12 protein-coding genes are annotated in these 24,905 nt (G+C 34.1%); 5 read left to right on the forward strand and 7 right to left on the reverse strand.

Annotated elements, in window-relative coordinates; translation table 11 throughout:
* Positions 1-185: 185 nt before the first annotated feature.
* From VDP25_RS14650 to VDP25_RS14665, 4 genes are all read left to right on the forward strand, one after another.
* Positions 186-13,964, forward strand: coding sequence for an HYR-like domain-containing protein (locus VDP25_RS14650; protein WP_334471031.1), 13,779 nt, complete (start codon positions 186-188; stop codon positions 13,962-13,964).
* A gap of 10 nt (positions 13,965-13,974) precedes the next feature.
* A complete protein-coding gene (locus VDP25_RS14655) occupies positions 13,975-14,910 on the forward strand; it encodes a PorP/SprF family type IX secretion system membrane protein (RefSeq protein WP_215924984.1) in 936 nt (311 codons plus the stop codon).
* 12 nt (positions 14,911-14,922) lie between these two features.
* Entirely contained in the window at positions 14,923-16,842 is a 1,920-nt protein-coding gene (locus VDP25_RS14660) for an OmpA family protein (RefSeq protein ID WP_334471034.1), read from the forward strand.
* A gap of 137 nt (positions 16,843-16,979) precedes the next feature.
* On the forward strand, positions 16,980-17,771 hold the full coding sequence (locus tag VDP25_RS14665) for a carboxypeptidase-like regulatory domain-containing protein (protein ID WP_334471036.1): 792 nt from the start codon (positions 16,980-16,982) through the stop codon (positions 17,769-17,771).
* Positions 17,772-17,904: 133 nt separating this feature from the next.
* Here the strand turns inward: VDP25_RS14665 and VDP25_RS14670 are convergent, their stop codons facing one another.
* Together VDP25_RS14670 and pdxH are read right to left on the reverse strand one after the other, a co-directional pair.
* Complete coding sequence (locus VDP25_RS14670) at positions 17,905-18,402, reverse strand: CAP domain-containing protein (protein WP_334471038.1); 498 nt, start codon at positions 18,400-18,402, stop codon at positions 17,905-17,907.
* A 199-nt stretch (positions 18,403-18,601) separates the two neighbouring features.
* On the reverse strand, positions 18,602-19,249 hold the full coding sequence (gene pdxH / locus VDP25_RS14675; protein WP_215924988.1) for a pyridoxamine 5'-phosphate oxidase: 648 nt from the start codon (positions 19,247-19,249) through the stop codon (positions 18,602-18,604).
* A gap of 82 nt (positions 19,250-19,331) precedes the next feature.
* On the opposite strand from pdxH, the gene VDP25_RS14680 reads away from it, so the two are divergent.
* A complete protein-coding gene (locus tag VDP25_RS14680) occupies positions 19,332-19,763 on the forward strand; it encodes a hypothetical protein (RefSeq protein WP_334471041.1) in 432 nt (143 codons plus the stop codon).
* On the opposite strand, the gene VDP25_RS14685 is transcribed toward VDP25_RS14680, so the two are convergent.
* The 5 genes from VDP25_RS14685 to rpsA form a co-directional block, all read right to left on the reverse strand.
* Positions 19,750-20,658: a ribonuclease Z gene (locus VDP25_RS14685; protein WP_334471043.1), complete on the reverse strand. Its 909-nt coding sequence runs from the start codon at positions 20,656-20,658 to the stop codon at positions 19,750-19,752. The genes VDP25_RS14680 and VDP25_RS14685 overlap by 14 nt on opposite strands.
* A 75-nt stretch (positions 20,659-20,733) precedes the next feature.
* Positions 20,734-21,066: a ribonuclease Z gene (locus VDP25_RS14690; RefSeq protein ID WP_215924991.1), complete on the reverse strand. Its 333-nt coding sequence runs from the start codon at positions 21,064-21,066 to the stop codon at positions 20,734-20,736.
* Positions 21,067-21,069: 3 nt separating this feature from the next.
* Positions 21,070-21,999 (reverse strand): aspartate carbamoyltransferase catalytic subunit, encoded by a 930-nt coding sequence (locus tag VDP25_RS14695; protein ID WP_020897911.1) that lies wholly within the window; start codon positions 21,997-21,999, stop codon positions 21,070-21,072.
* 144 nt (positions 22,000-22,143) lie between these two features.
* Entirely contained in the window at positions 22,144-22,683 is a 540-nt protein-coding gene (pyrR, locus tag VDP25_RS14700; RefSeq protein WP_334471047.1) for a bifunctional pyr operon transcriptional regulator/uracil phosphoribosyltransferase PyrR, read from the reverse strand.
* Positions 22,684-22,867: 184 nt separating this feature from the next.
* Positions 22,868-24,697, reverse strand: coding sequence for a 30S ribosomal protein S1 (rpsA, locus tag VDP25_RS14705; RefSeq protein ID WP_215924993.1), 1,830 nt, complete (start codon positions 24,695-24,697; stop codon positions 22,868-22,870).
* Positions 24,698-24,905 lie beyond the last annotated feature (208 nt).

Below are 24,905 nucleotides of genomic sequence, written 5' to 3' on the forward strand. Positions count from 1 at the left end.
AAAAAATATATTAATCCATTATATATTTCATTTACGTTAAAATACTTCCCTCTTTTTATTTAACAAAGAACAAATAATTGTGTTGTTTTCAACCAAGTAGTTTTCGCTATAGTTTTTTAAACTATGGTATTAGGTCTATTTAGTTTTAACAGCATCATTTGCATGATAAGTTATATCGATAAAATATGAAAAATAACTTTACTTTATCTTTTTTCAGGTTATTAACAATTAGTGTTGTTTCATTATTATTTATAAATAATGGATTTGCACAAGAACAATTTGAAAAAGAATCTGATTATTGGCCTAAAACAGCCAAATTATCCGAGGTAGAATTGAAAAATTATATGGAGGTACTAAAAAAACGTGCCAAAATATATAATGATAATAAATCATTTTCAAGTTATAATCAAAGATCCTCTGAAATTAATCCTGTAGGTACCTGTAATGTAATTACTTGCGGTTCTTTTAATGCGCTTGATATAACACCGAATAACAATGGGTTGCCACCAGAATTTCAAATAGCTGTAGATGGAAGTACCTATTCTGCTGATGTTATTTACGATTGCTGGAATGATCAAGGTACAGTAGATTATTCAGAAGGACAATACATTTCATATTCAAATGTAAATGCTAACATTGATACACCTGCAATTATATCTCCTTCTCCAGATGGAGGCGGGTTTTCTATTTTTTCATACAAATTTGAAGGTATTGAGCAAAATTTAGAAGTACTCCCAAATGCAACTTACCGTGTCTGTTTTGAAATTGCTGTTATTCCTCGTTATAGTAATAGTAATGGTAGTTTTGTTGAGTTTATTCCAAATCTAAATTTTGGTATTAATTCTGGTGGAATACAAATAAACGACCCATTAACTTATACTCATGACGATTTAACTATACACCCTTTATCAGATTTCCCAGTTAGCTTATCAACAGCAACAACTGGACCTTTTCAAAACCCAGGTGGTTGGACAGAAATTGACCCTTTTTGGGAAACAGTTTGTATCACTTTTCAGTCTGATAGTTCTGGTATGGTAAATGTCTTTTATCAAACTCAAGACCCAGGAAGATCTGTAGTATTAGTTGATGGATTAAGATTAAGCCTTGAAGGCTATGCTGTACCTCCTACTATTGCTGAAGAAAATATAGATACAGATAATACCGCTATTGATGTTTTTTGTGATTCTTTTTCGGTTGACTTAAATTCTTATATAACGTCTGCAGGTCCTGGTGGTTCTGAATTAACTTGGAGCACAAGTCCTGATCCTTTAGATACATCAGAACATTTAAGCAACACTGTTGTTAGTACTCCTGGTACCTATTACGTCTTTTATTACAATCCCTATGACTTGTGTGCATCACCTGCAGGTTCCATAGATTTAATGATTTCTGATTTAGCAGCTTCTATTGATTCAAAATCAGATGCAGACTGTATTGACGATTCAAATGGTTCAGTAAGCGTTTTAGCCACAAATGGAAATCCTCCGTATAGTTATACTATAAATGGTGGTTCTTCACAATCTTCAAATACTTTTAGTGGTTTAAGCGTTGGTAATCATTCGGTTGAAGTAACAGATTCTAATAATTGTGCTGTTAGTGTCAATTTCGATATCATGGCTAATGATACTGAAGCGCCTACAGCTTCCAATCTAGATCCTATAAGTGTTGAATGTATAGATGAAGTGCCCGAATACAATATAGAAGATGTTGATGATGAAATAGATAATATTACTGCGCATCCAATTGTTACTTTTATTTCGGATGTTTCAAATAATTCATCTTGTCCTGAAACAATTACAAGAACATATAGTGTTACAGATGAATGTGGAAATTCAATTAATGTTACTCAATTAATTACTGTTATTGACACAATACCTCCTACAATAGATACGCCTGCTTCTGATATCATTATTGAATGTGGTGTAACTCCTGATGGAACTTTACAAGCTTGGTTAGATAATAATGGTGGTGCTGTTGCCTCGGATACTTGTGGAAATGTAACATGGTCAAATAATTATAACGATGGAGTGTCTGATTGTTCTTCTTCCAAGACAGTTATATTTACAGCTACTGACGATTGCGGAAATTCAACAACAACAAGCGCAACTTATGCTATTCAAGATACAACACCTCCAGTAATAACAAATCCTGCATCTGACCAATCAGTTGAATGTAATATTGATAATAATGCACCTCAAAGTATTCAAGCTTGGCTAAATACTAATGGTGGTGCTACTGCTACTGACGATTGTTCTGCGATTATTTGGACTAACAATTTCACCGCTCTTTCTGGTGGTTGTGGTCAAACAGGCTCTGCTACAGTAACTTTTACAGCTACAGATGGTTGTGGTAACTCAACATCTACAACCGCTACATTTAGTAATACTGATACCTCTAATCCTGTCGCTCCTAATGCTCCAGCCGATTTAACCTTGCAATGTATTGATGAAGTTCCTAGTCCTGGGCAATTAACAGCTAGTGATAATTGTATGACTAATATAACTGTTACAGGAGTTGATAATATTGATAATTCTAATCCTTGTCATATAACTATTGTAAGAACATGGACATTTGTTGATGATTGTGGAAATTCGTCTTCTGTGTCGCAAAATATCACTGTAGCAGATACTACAGCTCCTACATTTACGGTGCCTGCAAATTTAAATATCGAATGTGGTGTTGACCCTAACAACCTTAGCATCACTGGTGATGTTACAGACGAAAAAGACAACTGCTCTACTGGGTTAAATGCAACATATACAGATAGTGTAACTAATGGTAACTGTACCAACACAGAAACTATTAGACGTACTTGGTCTCTGACTGATGATTGTAATAATACAACAACACATGTACAAACCATTAACGTTGTTGATACAACAGCTCCTACTTTAATTATTCCTAGTAATGTTACTGTAGAGTGTACAGCCCCTACAGACCCTTCTGCTACTGGTACAGCTACAGGAAGTGACTCTTGTGGGAATGTAACAATCTCCTATAATGATACGTCGTATGCTAATTGTGGTAATACAGAAAAAATAAAAAGAACTTGGACTGCTACTGATGACTGTGGTAACACTAGATCGCGAAATCAATTCATAACTGTAAAAGACACAACACCTCCTACAGTAGATACGCCTGCTTCTGATATCATTATTGAATGTGGTGTAACTCCTGATGGAACTTTACAAGCTTGGTTAGATAATAATGGTGGTGCTGTTGCTTCGGATACTTGTGGAAATGTAAAATGGTCTAATAACTATGATGATGGAGTTTCAGATTGTTCAGCATCTACAACAGTTACTTTTACAGCGACTGACGCTTGTGGCAATACAGCAACAACAAGCGCAACATACACCATTCAAGATACAACACCTCCAGTAATAACAAATCCTGCATCTGACCAATCAGTTGAATGTAATATTGATAGTAATGCAACTCAAAGTATTCAAGCTTGGCTAAACTCTAATGGTGGTGCTACTGCTACTGATGATTGTTCTGCAATTGTTTGGACTAATAATTTTACTACTCTTTCTGGTGGTTGTGGAGAAACAGGCTCTGCTACAGTAACTTTTACAGCTACAGATGGTTGTGGTAACTCATCATCTACAACCGCTACATATAGTAATACTGATACCTCTAATCCTGTCGTTCCTAATGCTCCAGCCGATTTAACCTTGCAATGTATTGATGAAGTTCCTAGTCCTGGTACATTAACGGCTAGTGATAACTGTATGACTAATATAACTGTTACAGGAGTTGATAATATTGATAATTCTAATCCTTGTCATATAACTATTGTAAGAACATGGACATTTGTTGATGACTGTGGAAATTCGTCTTCTGTGTCGCAAAATATCACTGTAGCAGATACTACAGCACCTACATTTACGGTGCCTGCAAATTTAAATATCGAATGTGGTGTTGATCCTAACAACCTTAGCATCACTGGTGATGTTACAGACGAAAAAGACAATTGCTCTTCTGGGCTAAATGCAACATATACAGATAGTGTAACTAATGGTAACTGTACCAACACAGAAAAAATTACACGTACTTGGTCTCTAACTGATGATTGTAATAATACAACAACACATGTACAAACCATTAACGTTGTTGATACAACAGCTCCTACTTTAATTATCCCTAGCGATGTTACTTTAGAATGTACAGATCCTACAGACCCTTCTGCTACTGGTACAGCTACAGGAAGTGACTCTTGTGGTAATGTAACAATCTCTTATAATGATACGTCGGTTGCTAATTGTGGTAATACAGAAAAAATAAAAAGAACTTGGACTGCGACTGATGACTGTGGTAACACTAAATCACTTAATCAAATCATAACTGTAGAAGATACAACACCTCCTACAATAGATACACCAGCTTCTGATATAATGATTGAATGTGGCGTAACGCCTAGTGGAACTTTGCAAGCTTGGTTAGATAATAATGGTGGTGCTGTTGCTTCGGATACTTGTGGTAATGTAAAATGGTCTAATAATTATAATGATGGGGTTTCAGATTGTACTGCATCTACAACAGTTATATTTACAGCAACTGACGCTTGTGGTAACACAGCAACAACAAGTGCAACATATACCATTCAAGATACAACACCTCCAGTAATAACAATTCCTGCATCTAATCAAACCGTTGAATGTAGTATTGATAGTAATGCAGCTCAAAGTATTCAAGCTTGGTTAAACTCTAATGGTGGTGCTACTGCTACTGACGATTGTTCTGCAATTGTTTGGACTAATAATTTCACCGCCCTTTCTGGTGGTTGTGGTGACACAGGCTCTGCTACAGTAACTTTTACAGCTACAGATGGTTGTGGTAACTCAACATCTACAACCGCTACATTTAGTAATAGTGATACCACTAACCCTGTAGTTCCTAATGCTCCAGACGATTTAACCTTACAATGTATTGATGAAGTTCCTAGACCTGGTCAATTAACAGCTACTGATAATTGCATGAACAATATTACTGTTACTGGAGTTGATAATATAAATGACTCTAATCCATGTCGTATAGTTATTGAAAGAACATGGACATTTGTTGATAATTGTGGAAATTCGTCTTCAGTATCGCAAAATATCACAGTAGCTGATACTACAGCACCTACATTTACAGCACCTGCTGATTTAGACATCGAATGTGGTGTAGACATTAATAATCTGGCGATTACCGGTGATGTTACCAACGAAAAAGACAACTGTTCTTCTGGGCTAAATGCAACATATACAGATAACGTAACTAATAATAACTGTGGTAATACAAAAACAATTAGACGTACTTGGTCTCTGACTGATGATTGTAATAATACAACAACACATGTACAGACCATTAACCTTATCGATACAACAGCTCCTAATCTAACTATCCCTAGTGATATTACTATAGAATGTTCTAGTTCTATTGATCCTACTGCTACTGGTACAGCTACAGGAATTGACTCTTGTGGTAACGTAACAATTTCTTATAATGATACCTCGGTTGCTGATTGTGGCAATACAGAAAAAATTACAAGAACCTGGACTGCTACTGATGAGTGTGGTAACAGTACGTCATTAAATCAAATCATAACTATAGAAGACACAACGCCTCCTACAATAGATATACCTGCTTCTCAAATAATGATTGAATGTGGTATAACTCCAGAAGGAACATTGCAAGATTGGTTAGATAATAATGGTGGTGCTGTTGCCTCGGATACTTGTGGTAATGTAACATGGTCTAACGATTTCGTTATGAATACTGACGTAGATTGTGAGAACAGAGGAATAACTGTAACCTTTACAGCTACTGACGATTGTGGTAATGCATCAAAAACAAGAGCAACATATATCATTCAAGATACAACACCTCCTGTAATAACAAATCCTGCATCTGATCAATCTATTGAATGTAATATTGACGGTGGAGTAACTGAAGATATTATAACTTGGCTTGCTACAAACGGTGGTGCCTCTGCTACTGATCTTTGTTCTACAATTACTTGGTCGCATAATTTCACATCTCTATCTGATGGTTGTGGTGAAACAGGATCTGCCACAGTAACTTTTACAGCTACAGATGATTGTGGTAACTCAACATCTACAACCGCTACATTTAATAGTATAGATACTACTAAGCCTGTTGCGCCTAATGCTCCTGATGATTTAACTTTTCAATGTATTGATGAAGTTCCTAATCCTGGTCCATTAACTGCTACTGATAATTGTATGGACAATATAACTGTTACAGGAGTAGATAATGTAGATGATTCTAACCCTTGTCATACCTCTATATTAAGAACTTGGACGTTTATTGATGATTGTGGAAATTCATCATCAGTATCGCAAAACATTACAGTAATCGATACTACAGACCCTAGCTTTAACGAAAGCTTACCAACAAATATTACTGTAGATTCAAGCAGTATTCCAACAGCTTCAATTTTAACAGCATCTGATAATTGTGATGATAATATTGATGTTGTCTTTTCAGAAACATTAATTGGTAATAAATGTGATACCTCTTATACTATTGAAAGAAATTGGACAGCCGAAGATGAATGTGGAAATGATATTGAGCATACGCAAGTTATTAATGTTAATCAGTCTGTTCTTTCAATAACCCTAAATTCTAAAACCGATGTGAATTGCTTTGGGCAAACCACAGGTGCTATTGATATAAATGTAACTGGTGGTCTGCCTCCTTATTCTTATTCTTGGAGTACTGGAGCTACAAGTCAAGATTTAACCAATATACCTGCCGGTGTTCATTCTGTGACAGTAACAGATGCTAATGGATGTACTTCTACAAAATCATATACAATATCTGAACCTACTGCTTTTAGTTTATCGATTGATCAAGTGAATGCAACCTCAGCTCAAGGCTGTGATAATGGAACAGCGACAGCGACAATTACTGGTGGCAATGCTCCTTATACTTACCAATGGTCGGCTTCTGCTAATAACCAAACAACAGCTACTGCTACGGACTTATCTGTAGGAGACCATACTGTTATTATTACTGATGATAATGGCTGTACAACCTCACAAACGATTACTATTAGTTGTACTGACGATTGTGATACTGCTATTACTACTGACAACATAACTAATGTACTTTGCTTTAATAGTGCAACTGGTGAAGCTACGGTTTCTGCGAGTTCGGTTATTAATCCAACAGCAACTTTCACATTTACATGGTCTAACGGTCAAGTAGATACAGGTGCTGAAGACAGCACGTTATCTAATGTAATTGCTGGCACATACACTGTTAGCGTAACTATGGATGGCTCGTCTTGTGATCCTGTTGAACAGGAGATTGAAATTACACAACCTAGCGCCTTAAATGTCTCTATAGATAAAGTAGATGCAACTTCAGCTCAAGGCTGTGATGATGGAACAGCAACAGCTACAGTTACAGGTGGTATTGCACCTTATACTTATGAATGGTCTGCTTCCGCAGATAATCAAATAACAGCTACAGCTACTAATTTACCTGTAGGTAACCATTCAGTTGTTGTAATAGATGCTAATGGCTGTAAAACAGTAAAAAGTATTAGAATCACATGTACCAACGATTGTGATACTGCTACAACTACTGATAATATAACTAATGTGCTTTGTTTTGGTGATGCTACAGGTGCTGCTACAGTTTCAGCGAGTTCGGTTATTAAACCTACAGCAACATTTACATTTACATGGTCTAATGGACAAGTAGATACTGGTGTTGAATACAGTACATTATCTAATGTAATTGCAGGTACCTACACCGTTAGCGTAGTTATGGATGGCTCATCTTGTGATCCTGTTGTACATGAGGTTGAAATTACAGAACCTAATGCTTTAAGTGTATCTATAAATAAAGTAAACGCAACATCGGCTCAAGGCTGTGATGATGGAACAGCGACAGCCTTATCTACTGGTGGAAATGCGCCTTACTCATATCAATGGTCGGCTTCTGCTAATAACCAAACAACAATGACGGCTACTAACCTACCTGTTGGTGATCATACGGTTATTATTACTGATGACAATGGTTGTACAACCTCACAAACGATTACGATTAGTTGTACTGACGATTGTGACACTGCTACAACTACTGATAATATAACTAATGTACTTTGTTTTGGTGACGCTACAGGTGCCGCTACGGTTTCGGCGAGCTCTGTTATTAATCCAACAGCTACTTTTACATTTACATGGTCTAATGGTCAAGTAGATACAGGTGCTGAAGACAGCACGTTATCTAATGTAATTGCAGGTACATACACTGTTAGCGTAATTATGGATGGTTCGTCTTGTGACCCTGTTGAACAGGTGATTGAAATTACACAGCCTAATACAAGTTTATCGGCTTCGATATCAACACAAACAGATATCCTTTGTGGAAGCTTAGGTCAATTTACAATAGAAGGAACTGGGGGTACATCACCTTACACATACTCTATTGATAATGGAAATAACTTTTTAACAAATGGAACTTTCACAAACCTTATTGAAGGGGATTACCCTGTTATTGTTAAGGATGCTAATGGATGTACCGAAACGGTAACTATTAATATTCTTTCAAACTGTACAGATGCCATTGCTGATATTAACAATACTTTTGTTAATCAATCAGTTACCGGAAATGTTCTAACTAATGACGAAGATTATGAAGGAGATAATCAAATAGTAACTGCTAATACTAATCCTACTAATGGAAATGTCGTAATTAATGATAATGGATCATACACATACACACCTAACCCTGGATTTATTGGTGAGGATACGTTTGAGTACACAATCTGTGATGATGGTAATCCTCAAGCCTGTGACTCCGCTATCGTTTATATTGAAGTATTACCTGAAAGCAGTACTGAAAATGAACCGCCAATTGCTAATGCAGATACAGCAACAACTCCAGAAGGAACCTCTATTGCTATTGTAATTCTTGCTAATGATTTTGATCCCGATACTGACCCAATTACTATTACAGGAACTACAAATCCTTCTAATGGAACAATTACAGTAAATAATAATGGGACAATTACTTATACTCCTAATGATGGATTTACAGGAGAAGATACGTTTACATATACGATATGTGATGATGGCAATCCTCAACTTTGTGATACAGCAACAGTAACTGTAACTGTTCAAGATACTAGCATGGCTAATACAACTAATGCTAATGATGATGCCTATCACCTTACTCCAACTAGTGTTTTAATAGGAAATGTATTATTAAATGACAATGATATTGAAGACGATATACAAACTGTAACATCTACAACTGTTATAACCACTCAAGGTGTTACTGTAAATATTGACCCTAATACTGGTGAGTTTACCTACACTCCTAATGCTGGATATTCTGGAACAGACTCTTTTATTTACACAATTTGTGATAATGGAACCCCTATGGCTTGTGATCAAGCAACTGTTTATATCACTATTGACGGTGTTGCAGGACTTAGTATCGTAAAATCTGCATCTAGTAATAGTACTGATTGTGTTGCTGCTGGTGATACAATAACTTACACATTTACAGTAACTAATTCTGGTGATATCCTTATTAATACTGTAACAATTATTGATGATTTATTAGGTGGCAATATCACTGATTCACTTACGCTTACTGGTGATAATGGTGATGGTATCCTTGATCCTTCTGAAACATGGATATTCACAGCACCTAATTATACTATAACTCAAGACAACGTAGATGCAGGAAGCATTACTAATAATGTAACAGTTAGCGGACTAGAACCTGACGGAACAACATCTGTTCTAGCAACTGACACCTATATTATTGATGCGAATAATCCAGATGTAACACTTTGTGATAATGGTAGTATTGAAATCGTAAAAGCAGCTTCTAGTACAGCTAGTGGTTGTGTTGGCGAAGGAGATATAGTCACTTATACTTTCACTGTAACTAATAATGGTAATGTATCTATTAATGCTATTACAATTACTGACGATTTATTAGGTGGTGATATTACAGCTTCTCTAACACTTACTGGTGATGATGGTGATAGTGTTCTTGACCCTTCTGAAACTTGGATATTCACCGCACCGGACTATACAATAACTCAGGCAAATGTAGATGCTGGAAACATTACAAATAATGTAACAGTTAATGGCTTACAACCCGATGGAACTACACCTGTTCAAGCAACTGATACCTATATTATAGATGCTAATAATCCAGATGTAACACTTTGTAACGAATCTGGTATACAGCTTATAAAAACTGGAGTATTCAATAACGACAACGGAAACGATTGTACTGAAATTGATGAAACTATAACTTATACATTTACAGTGATTAACTCTGGAGATGTAGCATTAGAAAATGTAATTATTACCGATTCTTTATTAGACAATGCAACACCTTCTATAAGCATTGCATTTGTTTCTGGTGATACAGACAACGATAACCAATTAGATCCAAATGAGACTTGGATATATAGTGCAACATATTTAGTTACTCAAGCAGATATAGATGCTACTGAAGTTATTAATAGTGCAACTGTAAATGCCGAAGAAGTAGTAAATGGATCAAATGTAACTGCAACATCTCAAACTACAACTGAATTAATCAAAGACACAACACCTCCAGATACATCTAATTGTGCTGTTCTAGATGAAACTTTTGAATGTAGTGGCACTGATAATGAAACACTTGCTAATGCATGGAATACTGCTAATATTTTAGCGTTAGAAAATTGTGCAACTGATGCTTGTGATAATAACATTACAATAACTTCAGATTACAACTTTGATAATCTAGTTACTAATTGTGGGGCTAGTGGTACAATCACTGTAATCTACACGTTAACAGATGCAACAGGTAACGCAAGTACGTTAAGCGCTACACTTACCATTGAAGACACAACGGGTCCTGATTTATCAGCATGTAATGTCGCAGACGAAACTATAGAATGTGATGGTTCTGATACAGAAAGTGTTGTTATAACATGGAATGCGGCCAATATCGCTGCGCTTGAAACATGTGGTACTGATACTTGTGACACAGAGCCAACAAACATAGTAACTTCCAATTATGACTTTAATAACCTAGTGCCTACTTGTGGATCTGGTGGTACAATTACAATACAGTATACAGTAGCTGATGATTGTGGAAATACAACAACTATAGACGCAACATTAACTATAGAAGATACAACACCACCTACGTTTTCTGTTCCTGCAAATATTACAATAGAATGTGATGAAGATGCAACAGATTTAACCCTTACTGGTGATGTAACTGACGAATCGGACAACTGTTCTACAGGACTTGAAGCTATTTTTACTGATAGTATTGCAGACGGTAGTTGCCCAAGTAGCTCTATTATTACACGTACTTGGTCGTTAACTGACAGTTGTGACAATACAACAACTTTTGTACAGACCATTACAATTCAAGATACTACAGCACCAAACATTGATGAATCTGCAGTAGAAAACATCAGTATTGAATGTGGAATTACTCTAGCTGGGACTCTTGAAGATTGGCTTGCAAATAATGCAGGAGCAACAGCTACGGACAACTGTAGTACAATTACTTGGACTAACGATTACGACTCTAATACAGACATTGATTGTGAAAATGGTGCTATTACTGTAACATTTACAGCAACTGATGAATGTGGAAATGCAGCAACAACTTCTGCTACATATTCATTGATAGATACACAAGCACCATTATTAACAATTCCTCTTGATGTTACAATAGAATGTAATGAAGATTCTAGTCCTGACAATACAGGAATGGGTAAAGCTATAGACGAATGTAATATTACTGCCACAATTACTTACAGTGATAGCGAAACCGATGCTTGTGGCACAACTAAAACAATTATAAGAACATGGACTGCAACTGATGCTTGTGGGAATTCAGTTTCTGAAGATCAAATTATTACTGTTCAAGACTCTACACCACCAACATTTACTGTTCCTGAAGATATTACAATTGAATGTGATATAGATGCTACAGACTTAACTATAACGGGTGATGTTACTGATGAAACTGATAATTGTTCAACAGAACTTGAGGCTACATTTACAGACAATGTTATTGACGGAGACTGTCCTAATTCTTCAATCATTACACGTACATGGTTATTAGTTGATGATTGCGATAACGCGACCTCTTTTGTTCAAACTATAACAGTTCAAGATAGTACAGCACCAACATTCTCTGTGCCTAATGACATTACAATAGAATGTGATGCGGATGCTACAGACTTGACTATAACGGGAGATGTCACAGACGAAGCAGACAATTGCTCTACTGGACTAGATGCCATTTTTACAGATAGCGTTGCTGATGGTAGTTGCCCAGGTACTTCTATAATCACACGTACTTGGTCATTAACTGACGATTGTGATAATACGACAACTTTTGTACAGACCATTACTATTCAAGACAGTACCCCACCTACTTTTAGTGTTCCTGCTGATATCACTATTGAATGTGATGCAGACGCTACAGATTTAACACTAACGGGTGATGTAACAGACGTAACAGATAACTGTTCTTCAGAACTGGAAGCAACGTATACAGATAGTGTCGCTGAAGGCAGTTGCCCAAGTGCGTCTATTATTACACGTACTTGGTCATTAACTGATGATTGTGATAATACTACAACTGCTATCCAAACAATTACGGTTCAAGATACAACTGTTCCTACATTCTCTGTTCCTGCAGATATTACTGTAGAATGTGATATTGACATTACAGATGTCACACTTACAGGTGATGTTACTGACGAATCAGATAACTGTGCAACAGATTTAGAAGCTGTATTTACAGATAGTACTGCAGAAGGAAATTGTCCAAATGAGTCTATAATTACACGTACTTGGTCATTGACAGATGATTGTGACAATACAACAACATTTGTTCAAACCATTACTGTTCAAGACACAACTGCACCATCATTTAATGAAACGTTACCTGCAGATATTACTGTAGAATGTGATGACGTACCAACTGCAGAAACATTAACTGCTACCGATAATTGTGGTACAGCTGAGGTTACTTTTCAAGAAGAGATTACAAACGGAGATTGTATAGGATATTACATTATAGAACGTACATGGACAGCTACTGACAGTTGTGGAATTGAAGCTGTACACACGCAATTTATATCTGTTCAAGATACTTCAGCACCAACGCTTGTTACTGCATTTGATGAAAACATAACTGTTGCATGTGATGATATTCCTGTAAAACCAAGTTTAGGATTTGAAGATTCATGTTCAAATGATATTAATGTTGAATACGAAGAAGTATCATATCAAGAAAATGATTTTGAAGATTATAATATAGTGAGAACTTGGACCGTTACAGACGATTGTGGTAACCAAGCATTATACACTCAAAATATTGCCGTAGAAATCAGTAATGTTATTAATGTACAAGAAGGCTTTAGATGTGTCCTTGATATTGAATTCGATTTATTTGAATTACTATCTGGAGACTTTAGCATGGATGGTACATGGAGTGTTATAGCAGGAGACACAACATTAAATGGAAGTTACTTTGACCCTTCTACTGCAGATGTTGGTGTATACACCTTTTTATACGCTATTACTGAAGGACCATGTCCTAAAGAAGTAGAAGTTAATGTAACTATAGATGACGACTGTTTAGTATTACCTTGTAGTTCTGCAGATAATGTTGTGATTTCTAAAACCGTTACTTCAAATGGAGATAATATTAACGATTACTTTACTGTAGATTCTATAGAACAATGTGGTTTTGTTATAGAGTTACAAATATTTAACCGTTGGGGAGCGCAAATATATAAATCCAACAATTATAAAAATGATTGGGGTGGTGAAGCTCATGGCTCATCTGTAGGAGGTTCTGGAAAAGTTCCAACTGGTACATATTATTATATTATTAATGTAAAAAATAGTGGTTTAGCACCGTTTTCAGGTCCTATCTACGTGGCAACAAATTAAAACTTAACCTATGAAGTTATCAAAATATCTAAGTATTGCCATACTTTTATTGAGTGTTTCTACTGCCTTTGCGCAACAGTTACCTCAGTTTACGCAATATATGTTTAACACCATATCTATAAACCCTGCTTATGCTGGAAGTAGAGAAACATTAAGTATTGTAGGTTTACATAGAAGTCAGTGGGTTGGCTTAGAAGGCGGACCAGAAACACAAACTTTATCGGTACATACTCCCTTAAGAAACGAAAATATGGGTTTGGGTATTTCCTTTATCAATGATAAATTAGGCTATGAAAACTTCTCATACCTGTATGCAGATTACTCTTATACCATTAAAACAAGTGAAAATACAAAGCTTGCTTTTGGATTAAAAGCGGGTATGACACATTACACTTTAGATGAAACCTTATTAAACGATCCTTCTGTCGTAAACGATCCATTTTTTAATGATGTATCTAACCGTTGGAGCCCAAATGTTGGTGCTGGTTTATATTTACATTCACAAAAATGGTATCTTGGATTATCTACTCCAAGAATACTAAACACAGATTACAACAAAGGTAAAAATGGTACATTAGACTATGTGGCACTAGAACGTGTTAGTTACTATTTTACTGGTGGTTATGTTTTTAACCTTAGCGAAAATACAAAGTTAAAACCTTCCGCATTATTAAAAGCCACAAATGGCGCACCCTTATCTTTCGATATTTCTGCAAACTTTTTATTTTATGAGAAATTTTGGGCTGGAGCAGCTTATAGAGCCAATGAGCATGCCGCTGCAATTGGCGGTATAGCAGATTTTCAAATTTCTAAACAAATGAGAATTGGTTATGCTTATGAATATCCTATCTCTGATATAGCACCTTATACTAGTGGTACACACGAAGTATTATTAATGTTTGAAGTCTTTAAAAGTAAACGTGTTAAATCTCCAAGATATTTCTAAAAAGAACGTATTATGAAAATCAAAATATTAACGCTTGTTTTAATTTTAAGCTCTTCGTTGTCTTTTACTCAAACGAAATTAGCCGATAAGTTTTTTGATAATTATGGCTATCTAAAAGCCATAGAGTTATATGAAAAAGTAGTTGAAAAAGGCAAAGCAGATACTCATGTATTAACACGACTTGGTGATGCCTATTACAATAATTCTAATTCTGAAAAAGCGGCTTATTGGTATGAAAAAGCATTAAGCGAAAACAAAGATGTTGAAGCTGAATACATTTATAAATACATACAATCGCTTAGAAGTATTGGAGACTATAAAAAAGCAGATATCTGGTTTAAAAAACTAAGTGAAGCTCAACAAGGCGATAGTAGATTAAAAGGTTATAATCCTGATGATGTTAGTATTTTTGATAAATTAACTTCAAAAAATGAAGATCGTATTGTGACACTCGAAAACTTATCATTCAATTCTGAAAAGTCAGATTTTGGATCATTCTTGCATGATAATACCCTTTACTTCGCCTCTGCTCGTGGCGATGAAAAAAAAGTATACAATTGGAATAAAGAACCTTTCCTAGATATATTTCAATTGGAAGTAAAACAAGAAGAAAATGGAATGGAATCTTATAGCTCACCAATAAAACTGGCAGGCGAAGATGTCAATTCAATTTATCATGAAGCTTCAGTTGCAATTACAAACGATGGAAAAACGATGTATTTTACAAGAGACAACGTTAATGACCGAAACAGATTAAAATACGATAAAGAAGGCACAACGCATCTCAAAATATATACCGCTACATTAAAAGGTAAAGAATGGACCAATGTAACTGAATTACCATTTAATGATGATGTTTTTTCAACAGGCCATCCTACATTAAGCCCAGATAACAAAACACTTTTCTTTGTTTCTGATCGCGATGGAGGTATTGGACAAACTGATATTTATTCTGTAAAAATTAATGATGATGGTTCATATGGAGAACCAAAAAATTTAGGAGACAAAATAAATACTGAGGGCCGAGAAATGTTTCCTTTTGTTGCCAAAGACAGTACATTTTATTTTTCTTCAGATGGTCACCTTAACTTAGGATTACTAGATATTTTTAAATCAAACATCTTAAAAGAAGAGCCTACAACTCCAGAAAACTTAGGTGCACCTTTTAATAGTGGTTATGACGATTTTGCTTATTTTATTAATAGCGAAACCCAAAAAGGATACATTTCTTCTAATAGACCTGAAGGAAAAGGAGGTGACGATATATATAGCTTTAATATTGAAGAATGTAACCAACAAATTACAGGTATTGCAAAAGAACACAGAACTGAAATTATTTTAGCAGATGTAACTGTACAACTTATTGACGAAACTGGTAAAATAATTGAAGAAGTCCTTACAGCAGAAGATGGAGCCTATACTTTTGACGTAAAATGTAGTAAAACATATACTATTCTTGGTACTAAACCAGATTATAAAGAAGACAAAAAAACCATTACTACAGCTAATGAAGACAAAAAAGTTAATACTGTAGATTTAGTATTACAACCTTTAATTTTAGACAGCCAGATTATTATAAACCCAATATTCTTTGATTACGATAAATCTGATATTAGAACAGATGCACAATACGAATTGGAAAATATTGTAGATGTGCTACGTAAGCATCCAGAAATGATTATTAAAATTGAATCTCACACAGATAGTAGAGGTCGTGATAAATACAATTTAAAATTATCAGACAGACGTGCAAAATCTACTGCAAAATATATTATATCTAGAGGTATTGATGCTAATAGAATAGAAAGCGCTAGAGGTTACGGTGAGACCCGTCTTTTAAATAAATGTGCCAACGGAGTGAAATGCTCTGAGGAAGAACACCAAGTTAACAGACGTTCTTATTTCTATATTATAGATTCTGAGAAAAAATAATATTACATTCCCAAACTAAATGTAAACTAAGATGAAGAGCAAGCTTGTAATGAGCTTGCTTTTTTATTATTTATCTTTTAAGCTAAAAAAAATTAAAGATGCTAACTTCGTTATACTAAACGTTGATATATTAACATATGAAATATCCTTTGCTATCAATACTGCTTTTATTACAGCTTTCTATACATTCTCAAACACTAAAAGGGCGTGTTTTAGATAGCATTACTGATGAAAAATTAGCATATGTAAACCTTGTTATTAAAGACAAAAAAATTGGTGTTTACAGTAATGAAAATGGTGTTTACAATTTAGATTTAACTAAAACAACTACTAAAGATACTTTAGTCGTTTCTTTAATTGGTTATGAAAGTAAAAAAATTAGCCTTTCGCGTTTTATTAAACCAAATGAATATACCTTAAATTTTCAATTGGTTCCAAAGGTGGAGTCTTTAGATGAAATATTAATAGTTAGTAAGATAAAAACATATAGCAACAACAAAACTCAATTTTCGTCTGGAAATAGGAAACAAGTTTTTCCGGTTTCTGTTCCTTTTGGTTATGAAACAGCTATTTTAATAGACAACCCAAAACATAAAAAAGGAAAGCTAGTAGAATTGCATTTAAAATATAAAGATTCTAATAACGATAATTATGAAACATATCAAACCTACTACAGATTAGCATTTTATAACATAGATGATTTAGGGTTTCCCGGTGAGCTTTTACATTTTGAAAATATAATTATAAAGCCAAAGAAAGATACGAAGAATTATAAACTATCTTTTGAAGACAAAAGCATTCCTTTTACTGAAAAAGGAATTTTTGTAGGTATAACAACTGTTCAACCTGGTTATATTGAAATAAAAAACGCAATGTATTTAACAACACCTAGTCTCTTACATACGCATACAAAAATATACACGTTTTAGATCTAATGATTGGTCAAAAAATTCTAGAAAGTCGGTGTTTAAAAAAAAGTTATATGCTGTGCCTTTTATTAAAGCTACAGTCGTTTATGAAAAAACATAAGTATTGTAAATAGCAACGTGAGTTTAATACAACCTATCGCTTGATAAACATATTAGTAAAATACCATTTTCCATTTTCGTCTTGTTCAGCAGAAACATCAAAATCAGTATAATCACCTTTAATATTATCTCTGTGTCCAGGACTATTTAACCAAGCATTTACTACAGACTCTGCAGAATTAAAACCATAAGCAACATTTTCTGAAACCAAATTAGCACTTGCATAAGCTTGTAAGCTCTGTTGTCTTAAAAAGAAATTATCATGAGATACATGATCTACTTCTATCATGTATTCTGTATGCGTAGAAGCTACCGCTTTTACAGTATCATGATTTTGCAAAGAGTTTAATCCTTCATTAATTCTATAAGCATTAATAAGCTCCATAATTTCTATTTCTATTAATTTGGCTTGCGGAGCAACAGGAACTTCAATCGTATTAACAGCATTATCCTCCATTGTATCTGTAGAACAAGAAGTAAAGCTAAAAATTGCAATTATAGCCAATAAAGGCAGGAGTTTAAAAGCTTTCATAATGTAGGTTATTTAGGTTTGGGATTACTAAATTAACCACACAGCCGAGTCAAACTGTTAATGAAATGTTAAAATCGACAAACAGCGTGTCGTTTGTCGATTTTTATTGTAAAACATCGACGAAACGCACTTTAAAAATCAAAAATCACGCATTTGACCGTCAAGAAGCTACCGTTAGTCGATTATTTAAAACACTAAACTAAGGAGCTAAACGTTCCTTTTTCCAATTAAAATCATTTTGAAGTTGGTAACGAATTCTATCGTGCAATCGGTTAGGTCTGCCTTGCCAAAACTCTAGTTCTACGGGTTTAATTATAAAGCCTCCCCAATTTTTAGGGCGCTCAATTTCTTTACCTTCAAACTTAGACTCTAATGCTTTTAGCTTATTTTCAAGTTCGGCTCTATCTTTAACAACTTCACTTTGATTAGAAACTATAGCTCCTAATTGACTTCCTCTTGGTCGTGATTCAAAATAACCATCACTTAGATTTTCTGAGATTTTTTCGGCTTTACCTTTTATAATAATTTGTCGTTCTGCAGAATGCCAAAAGAAGGATAAACAAACATTAGGGTTTTCTATAATGGCTTTTCCTTTTTCACTATTGTAATTGGTATAGAATATAAAACCTTCGTGCGTATATTTTTTAAGTAGTACTACTCTACTTTTTGGATAACCATCTAAACCTAGTGTAGAAATTGTCATAGCATTAGCTTCTTCAATATCAAAATGTGTATCAACTTCTACAAACCAATCTCTAAACAATTCAATTGGATTTTCTGGAACGTTATCTAACAACAATTCTCCTTTTTCGTAAGATTTTCTATAATTGCCTAAGTCTGCATTCATTACGTTTTTATTTTAATTTTTCTTCTTCTATTATTTTTTACATCGCAATTTTCCCTATAAATTTAAGGATTAAATTACAAAAATGAAGTTTGAAGACAGTAAATATTCTACGCAAATAGAGTATAGAAAAGAAGAATTTTCTTTTGGCACAATATACATAACAGAACATTTTTTATTATCTGAATTTAACGAAGGTATACATGTTGATTACAATATCGCTAGTGAGTTAATTTCTAGATTTAGTAACTTTATATCTAAAGGTGTTAAAATAGGCTATATCGCTAACCGTTACAACTCGTATTCTTTTGACCCACAACTTTGGGTAGATTTTAATAAGGACTATGATGCCTTTATTGCATCTGCTATTGTCACTTACTCCAACTTTAGCTACCTTAATGCGTCTTTAGAAAAGAAATTTTTTAATAAAAGTTTAAAACGCTGTAAAAATATAGATGAGGCTATAGAGTGGATTATGAATTTAGAGGAATTTAAGACTCGTGTTAATCAAAATTAAATGTTTTACCATCTTTAGCTAGTAACACATTATCAAAAATAGTTTTTGCTTCGGCTTTAAACTCATTATAACCACTGTAACGCGTAGAATAATGTCCCAGTATTAATGTCTCTACATTTGCTTTTTTAGCAATAGTAGCAGCATGTTTTGCAGTACTGTGTTTTGTAGGTATACAGAGCGATTCGTTTTTGTCTAAAAAAGTAGATTCGTGATATAAAACTGTTGCGTCTTTAATTATGGGAATCATCTCTTCATTATAAACAGTATCACTGCAATAAGCATAGCTTTTAGCTAAAATGGGATCTTTTGTTACTTTTTCGTTAGCAATTAAAACACCATCTTCATTAACAACATCATATCCTTGTTTTAATTTTCTAAAATATGCTGTATCAATATTAGCTTCGTTTACTAAATTAATATCTAGTTTACGTTCATTTTTTTTCTCTTTAAATAGAAATCCATTGGTATAAATTCTATGTTTTAGAGGAATCGTATAAACTTCTACTTTATCATCTTCAAAAATTAATTCTGAGACTTTTGAACTTAATTCATGAAAGACAAGTGGGTACTTTGTCCAACCTCCAGATAATTTCATTTGAAGTAATATGACTTCCTTTAATCCTTCTGGTCCATAAATATGAAGTTCTGTTTCTCGTGTTAAAAGACTAAAGGTATTAACCAATCCAATTAATCCAAAATAATGATCTCCGTGAAGATGCGAAATAAAAATATGCTTAATCCTTGAAAACTTAACCCTATTTCGTCGCAACTCTACTTGTGTACCTTCTCCACAATCAATTAAAAACATATGATTTTTAATTTCTAAAACCTGAGATGTTGGATTGGTATTAGTTCGTGGCGTCGCACTGTGACAGCCTAGGATTGTTAATTTCATTAATTAATAAGTTGCTTGTTGTTAAGTTGTTGAATTATTAAAATAAGCGATAACAACTAAACGACTGTACGTTTTTTAGATTCCTAAATCACGTTCAATATCTTCCATTTCAATAATATCGTATGCTTCTTGCATTGTTGGTACTACAACAATTTCATCTGGCATTTGATCTAAATCTACTTTTTCAGAAACTACTACAAAACTCTTTTTATCGGCTCTGTGGTTATTACTTAAACGTAAAAATTCTATAATTTCTTCTAAAGATACCTTGTCTAAACTTGATAATCTAACTATAAGATGATAGTTTTTATACTTATCATAAGCTTTTTCTATATTACTAACCAAAGTTTTAGTTGAAGCTTTTTCTTGTGTTATTATGGTAACACTACCATCTCTATCTATAATCATAATTTATTGTTTTATTTTAGACGCTAAAAGATAAATCACTGCCATCCTAACCGCTACTCCATTTTCTACTTGATTTAAAATAATAGCTTGTTTAGAATCTGCAACATCACTTGTAATTTCTACTCCTCTGTTTATTGGTCCAGGGTGCATAATTACAATCTCTTTATCTAAGCTGTCTAATAGTTCTTTATTAACTCCAAATTGTTGTGTATATTCTCTTGTAGAAGGAAAATAACTAATATCCATACGTTCGTTCTGTACACGTAGCATATTAGCAACATCGCACCACTCTAACGCTTTTTTAAGATTGGTTTCTACTTTAACACCTAAATCTTTAATATATTTTGGAAGCAAGGTTTTTGGACCACAAACCATAACATTAGCTCCTTGTAATTGTAAGGCATAAATGTTTGAAAGCGCGACACGACTATGTAAAATATCTCCAACGATAACCACATTCTTACCTTTAACACTTCCTAATTTTTCTCTAATTGAATACGAATCTAATAAGGCTTGTGTAGGATGCTCATGTGCTCCATCTCCTGCATTAATAATACTAGCGTTAACATGTTTAGATAAAAACACACCTGCTCCAGGATTGGGATGACGCATTACTACCATATCTACTTTCATTGAAAGTATATTATTAACTGTATCTATAAGTGTTTCTCCTTTTTTAACTGAAGATTGCGAAGCTGAAAAATTAATAACGTCTGCCGACAATCGTTTTTCGGCCAACTCAAAAGACAATTTTGTTCGTGTTGAATTTTCAAAAAACAGATTCGCAATAGTAATATCTCTAAGTGATGGTACCTTTTTAATAGGTCTATTTATAACCTCTTTAAACTGATCTGCAGTTTCAAAAATAAGGTCTATATCTTCTTTGGTAAGATATTTAATTCCTAATAAGTGATTGACACTTAATTCGCTCATTTTGTTTTGCTTTATTTAGCTTTTGGCTATTAGCTTTTGGCCTTTAGCGCTTCATTTTTATTTTTCAACTTCAACTTCAAATTCAAGTTCGATTTCAAATTCAAGTTCGATTTCGAGTTCAAGTTCGATTTCGAGTTCATCTTCTTACTTATCTACCAAATAAACAGCATCTTCTCCTTCATTTTCAACCCATTTCACTATAACTTTCTGATTATCGATTGCATCCACTTGACGTCCTCTGTAATTGGGTTGAATTGGTAAATGTCTGCTAAACCTCCTATCGATTAAGGTTAATAACTCAATATCTTTGGGTCTACCAAAAGATTGAATTGCTGTTAATGCCGACCTGATACTTCGTCCTGTATATAAAACATCATCAATAAAGACGACATTTTTATCTTCGACTATAAAATCTATTTTGGTTGTATTAGCTTCTAGTGGTTTATCTCCTCTTCTAAAATCGTCTCTAAAAAACGTGATATCTAAATGTCCTAATTGAATATTCTTAATCTTATAATCGTCAGTGAGTAGCTGTGCTAAACGATCTGCTAAAAATTTTCCTCGTGGTTGAAGACCAATTAATACAGTTTCAGAAAAATCATCATGATTTTCAATGAGTTGACAAGCCAATCTATGAAGGGTAATATTGACTTCTTTAGAGTTAAGTAGTACTTTCTGACTCATATCGTTTCCAAACGTTGTTGGCTTACAAAGTTAGGATAAATTATTTTGTTGACAATACTTTTTTCTTGCAAAGGCAGTGTGCTGTATAGACAAGCAAACTATGGTATAAAAAAAAGCCTCTCGAAAAAATCGAGAGGCTTTAAATTATAGATTAATGAGATTCCTTTTTTCAAAGGAATTGGGATTATTTCTTCCCGTCCATTTTATCTTTAAGTGCTTGTAAAGCATCATTTGCATCACCTAAAGTTGGCTTAGCTTCTGCCGCTTGAGCTTCCTGTTTTCTAACAGCTTGCTTAACGATTTTAGCTTCTTCTTCTCTAAATACTGCTGTATGAGATGCTACAACACGTTTGAATTCTTTATTAAATTCAATGATCTTGAATTCTGCTTCTTCACCTTTAGCAAGTTTAGAACCATCTTCTTTCTCTAAGTGACGTGCTGGTACAAAGGCAACGATATCTTCGTTAAAATCAATTGTTGCTCCTTTATCTACCATCTCTGTAATAGCTGCTTTATGTACAGTATCTAATGCGAACTCAGTTTCGTACTTGTCCCAAGGATTTTCAGTAGTTTGTTTATGACCTAAAGATAATTTACGTCCGTCTACATCTAACTCTAATACAACTACGTCTAAAGTATCACCTACGTTACAGAACTCAGATGGGTGCTTAATTTTCTTAGTCCAAGATAAATCTGAGATATAAATTAATCCGTCGATACCTTCTTCTAATTCAACAAAAACACCAAAGTTTGTAAAGTTACGTACAATACCTGTGTGCTTAGAACCTACAGGATACTTAGTAGTGATGTCAGTCCATGGATCTGGTGTTAATTGCTTAATACCAAGAGACATTTTTCTGTCTTCTCTATCTAAAGTTAAGATAACAGCATCGATTTCATCTCCAACAGATACGAAATCTTGAGCAGAACGTAAATGCGTAGACCAAGACATTTCACTTACGTGAACTAATCCTTCTACACCTTCTTCTACTTCAACAAAAGCACCGTAATCAGCGATTACAACAACTTTACCTTTTACTTTATCTCCAACTTTTACATTTTCACCTAAAGCTTCCCAAGGATGCTTAGATAATTGTTTAAGACCTAATTGGATTCTTGATTTGTTTTCATCAAAATCAAGGATTACAACATTTAATTTCTGATCTAACTCAACAATCTCATTTGGATGGTTGATACGAGACCAAGATAAATCTGTAATATGAACTAAACCATCTACACCACCTAAATCGATAAACACACCATAAGACGTAATGTTCTTCACAATACCTTCTAATACTTGTCCTTTTTCTAGTTGACCAATGATTTCTTTCTTTTGTTCTTCAATATCTGCCTCAATTAAAGCTTTATGAGAAACTACTATGTTTTTGAATTCGTGGTTGATTTTCACAACTTTAAATTCCATAGTTTTATTTACATACTGATCGTAATCTCTAATAGGCTTCACATCGATTTGAGAACCTGGTAAGAAAGCTTCTATACCAAATACGTCTACAATCATACCACCTTTAGTTCTACATTTTACAAAACCGTTAACGATTTCGCCAGTATCGTGTGCATTATTTACACGATCCCATGCTTTGATTACTCTCGCTTTTCTGTGAGATAATACTAATTGACCCGTTGCATCTTCACGCACATCAATTAATACTTCAACTTTGTCACCAACAGCTAAGTTAGGGTTGTAACGGAACTCATTAAGAGAAATTACACCTTCAGACTTTGCGTTAATGTCAATAATTGCATCACGATCTGTGATTGTAATTACAGTACCTTCTACTACTTCGTCATCTAAAGTGTCAACGAAATTTTCTGATACTAATTTTTCAAACTCTTCTAATTTAGTGTCTGCAACTTGCTCAATTCCTTCTTCGTAATTGTGCCAATCGAACTCTTTTAAGAATTTTTCTGGATTTGCTTGAGCCTCAGAGATTACTGGAGCTTGTACTGCTTCAGTTGCTTCAACTTCAGCTTGATTTGTTTCTTTTTCAGACATGTGCTGAATTAAAATTTGTATTCTGTATCTTTTGAAAGATTAGCGAAAAATTTACAGAAGTTATTAATTATGATTTTTTCTTATCCCTTTTCTACTTTTCTTAACATCGCTAAAAAGGAGTGCAAAAGTACTATATATTATTCTGAAAACCAAACACTAATAATGTGACTTTATTTTAAGTCTTGTGTCTTATATAATAGTATATCAT

Source organism: Winogradskyella sp. ECml5-4 (genome assembly GCF_036903175.1).
GTDB classification, from domain to species: Bacteria; Bacteroidota; Bacteroidia; order Flavobacteriales; family Flavobacteriaceae; genus Winogradskyella; species Winogradskyella damuponensis.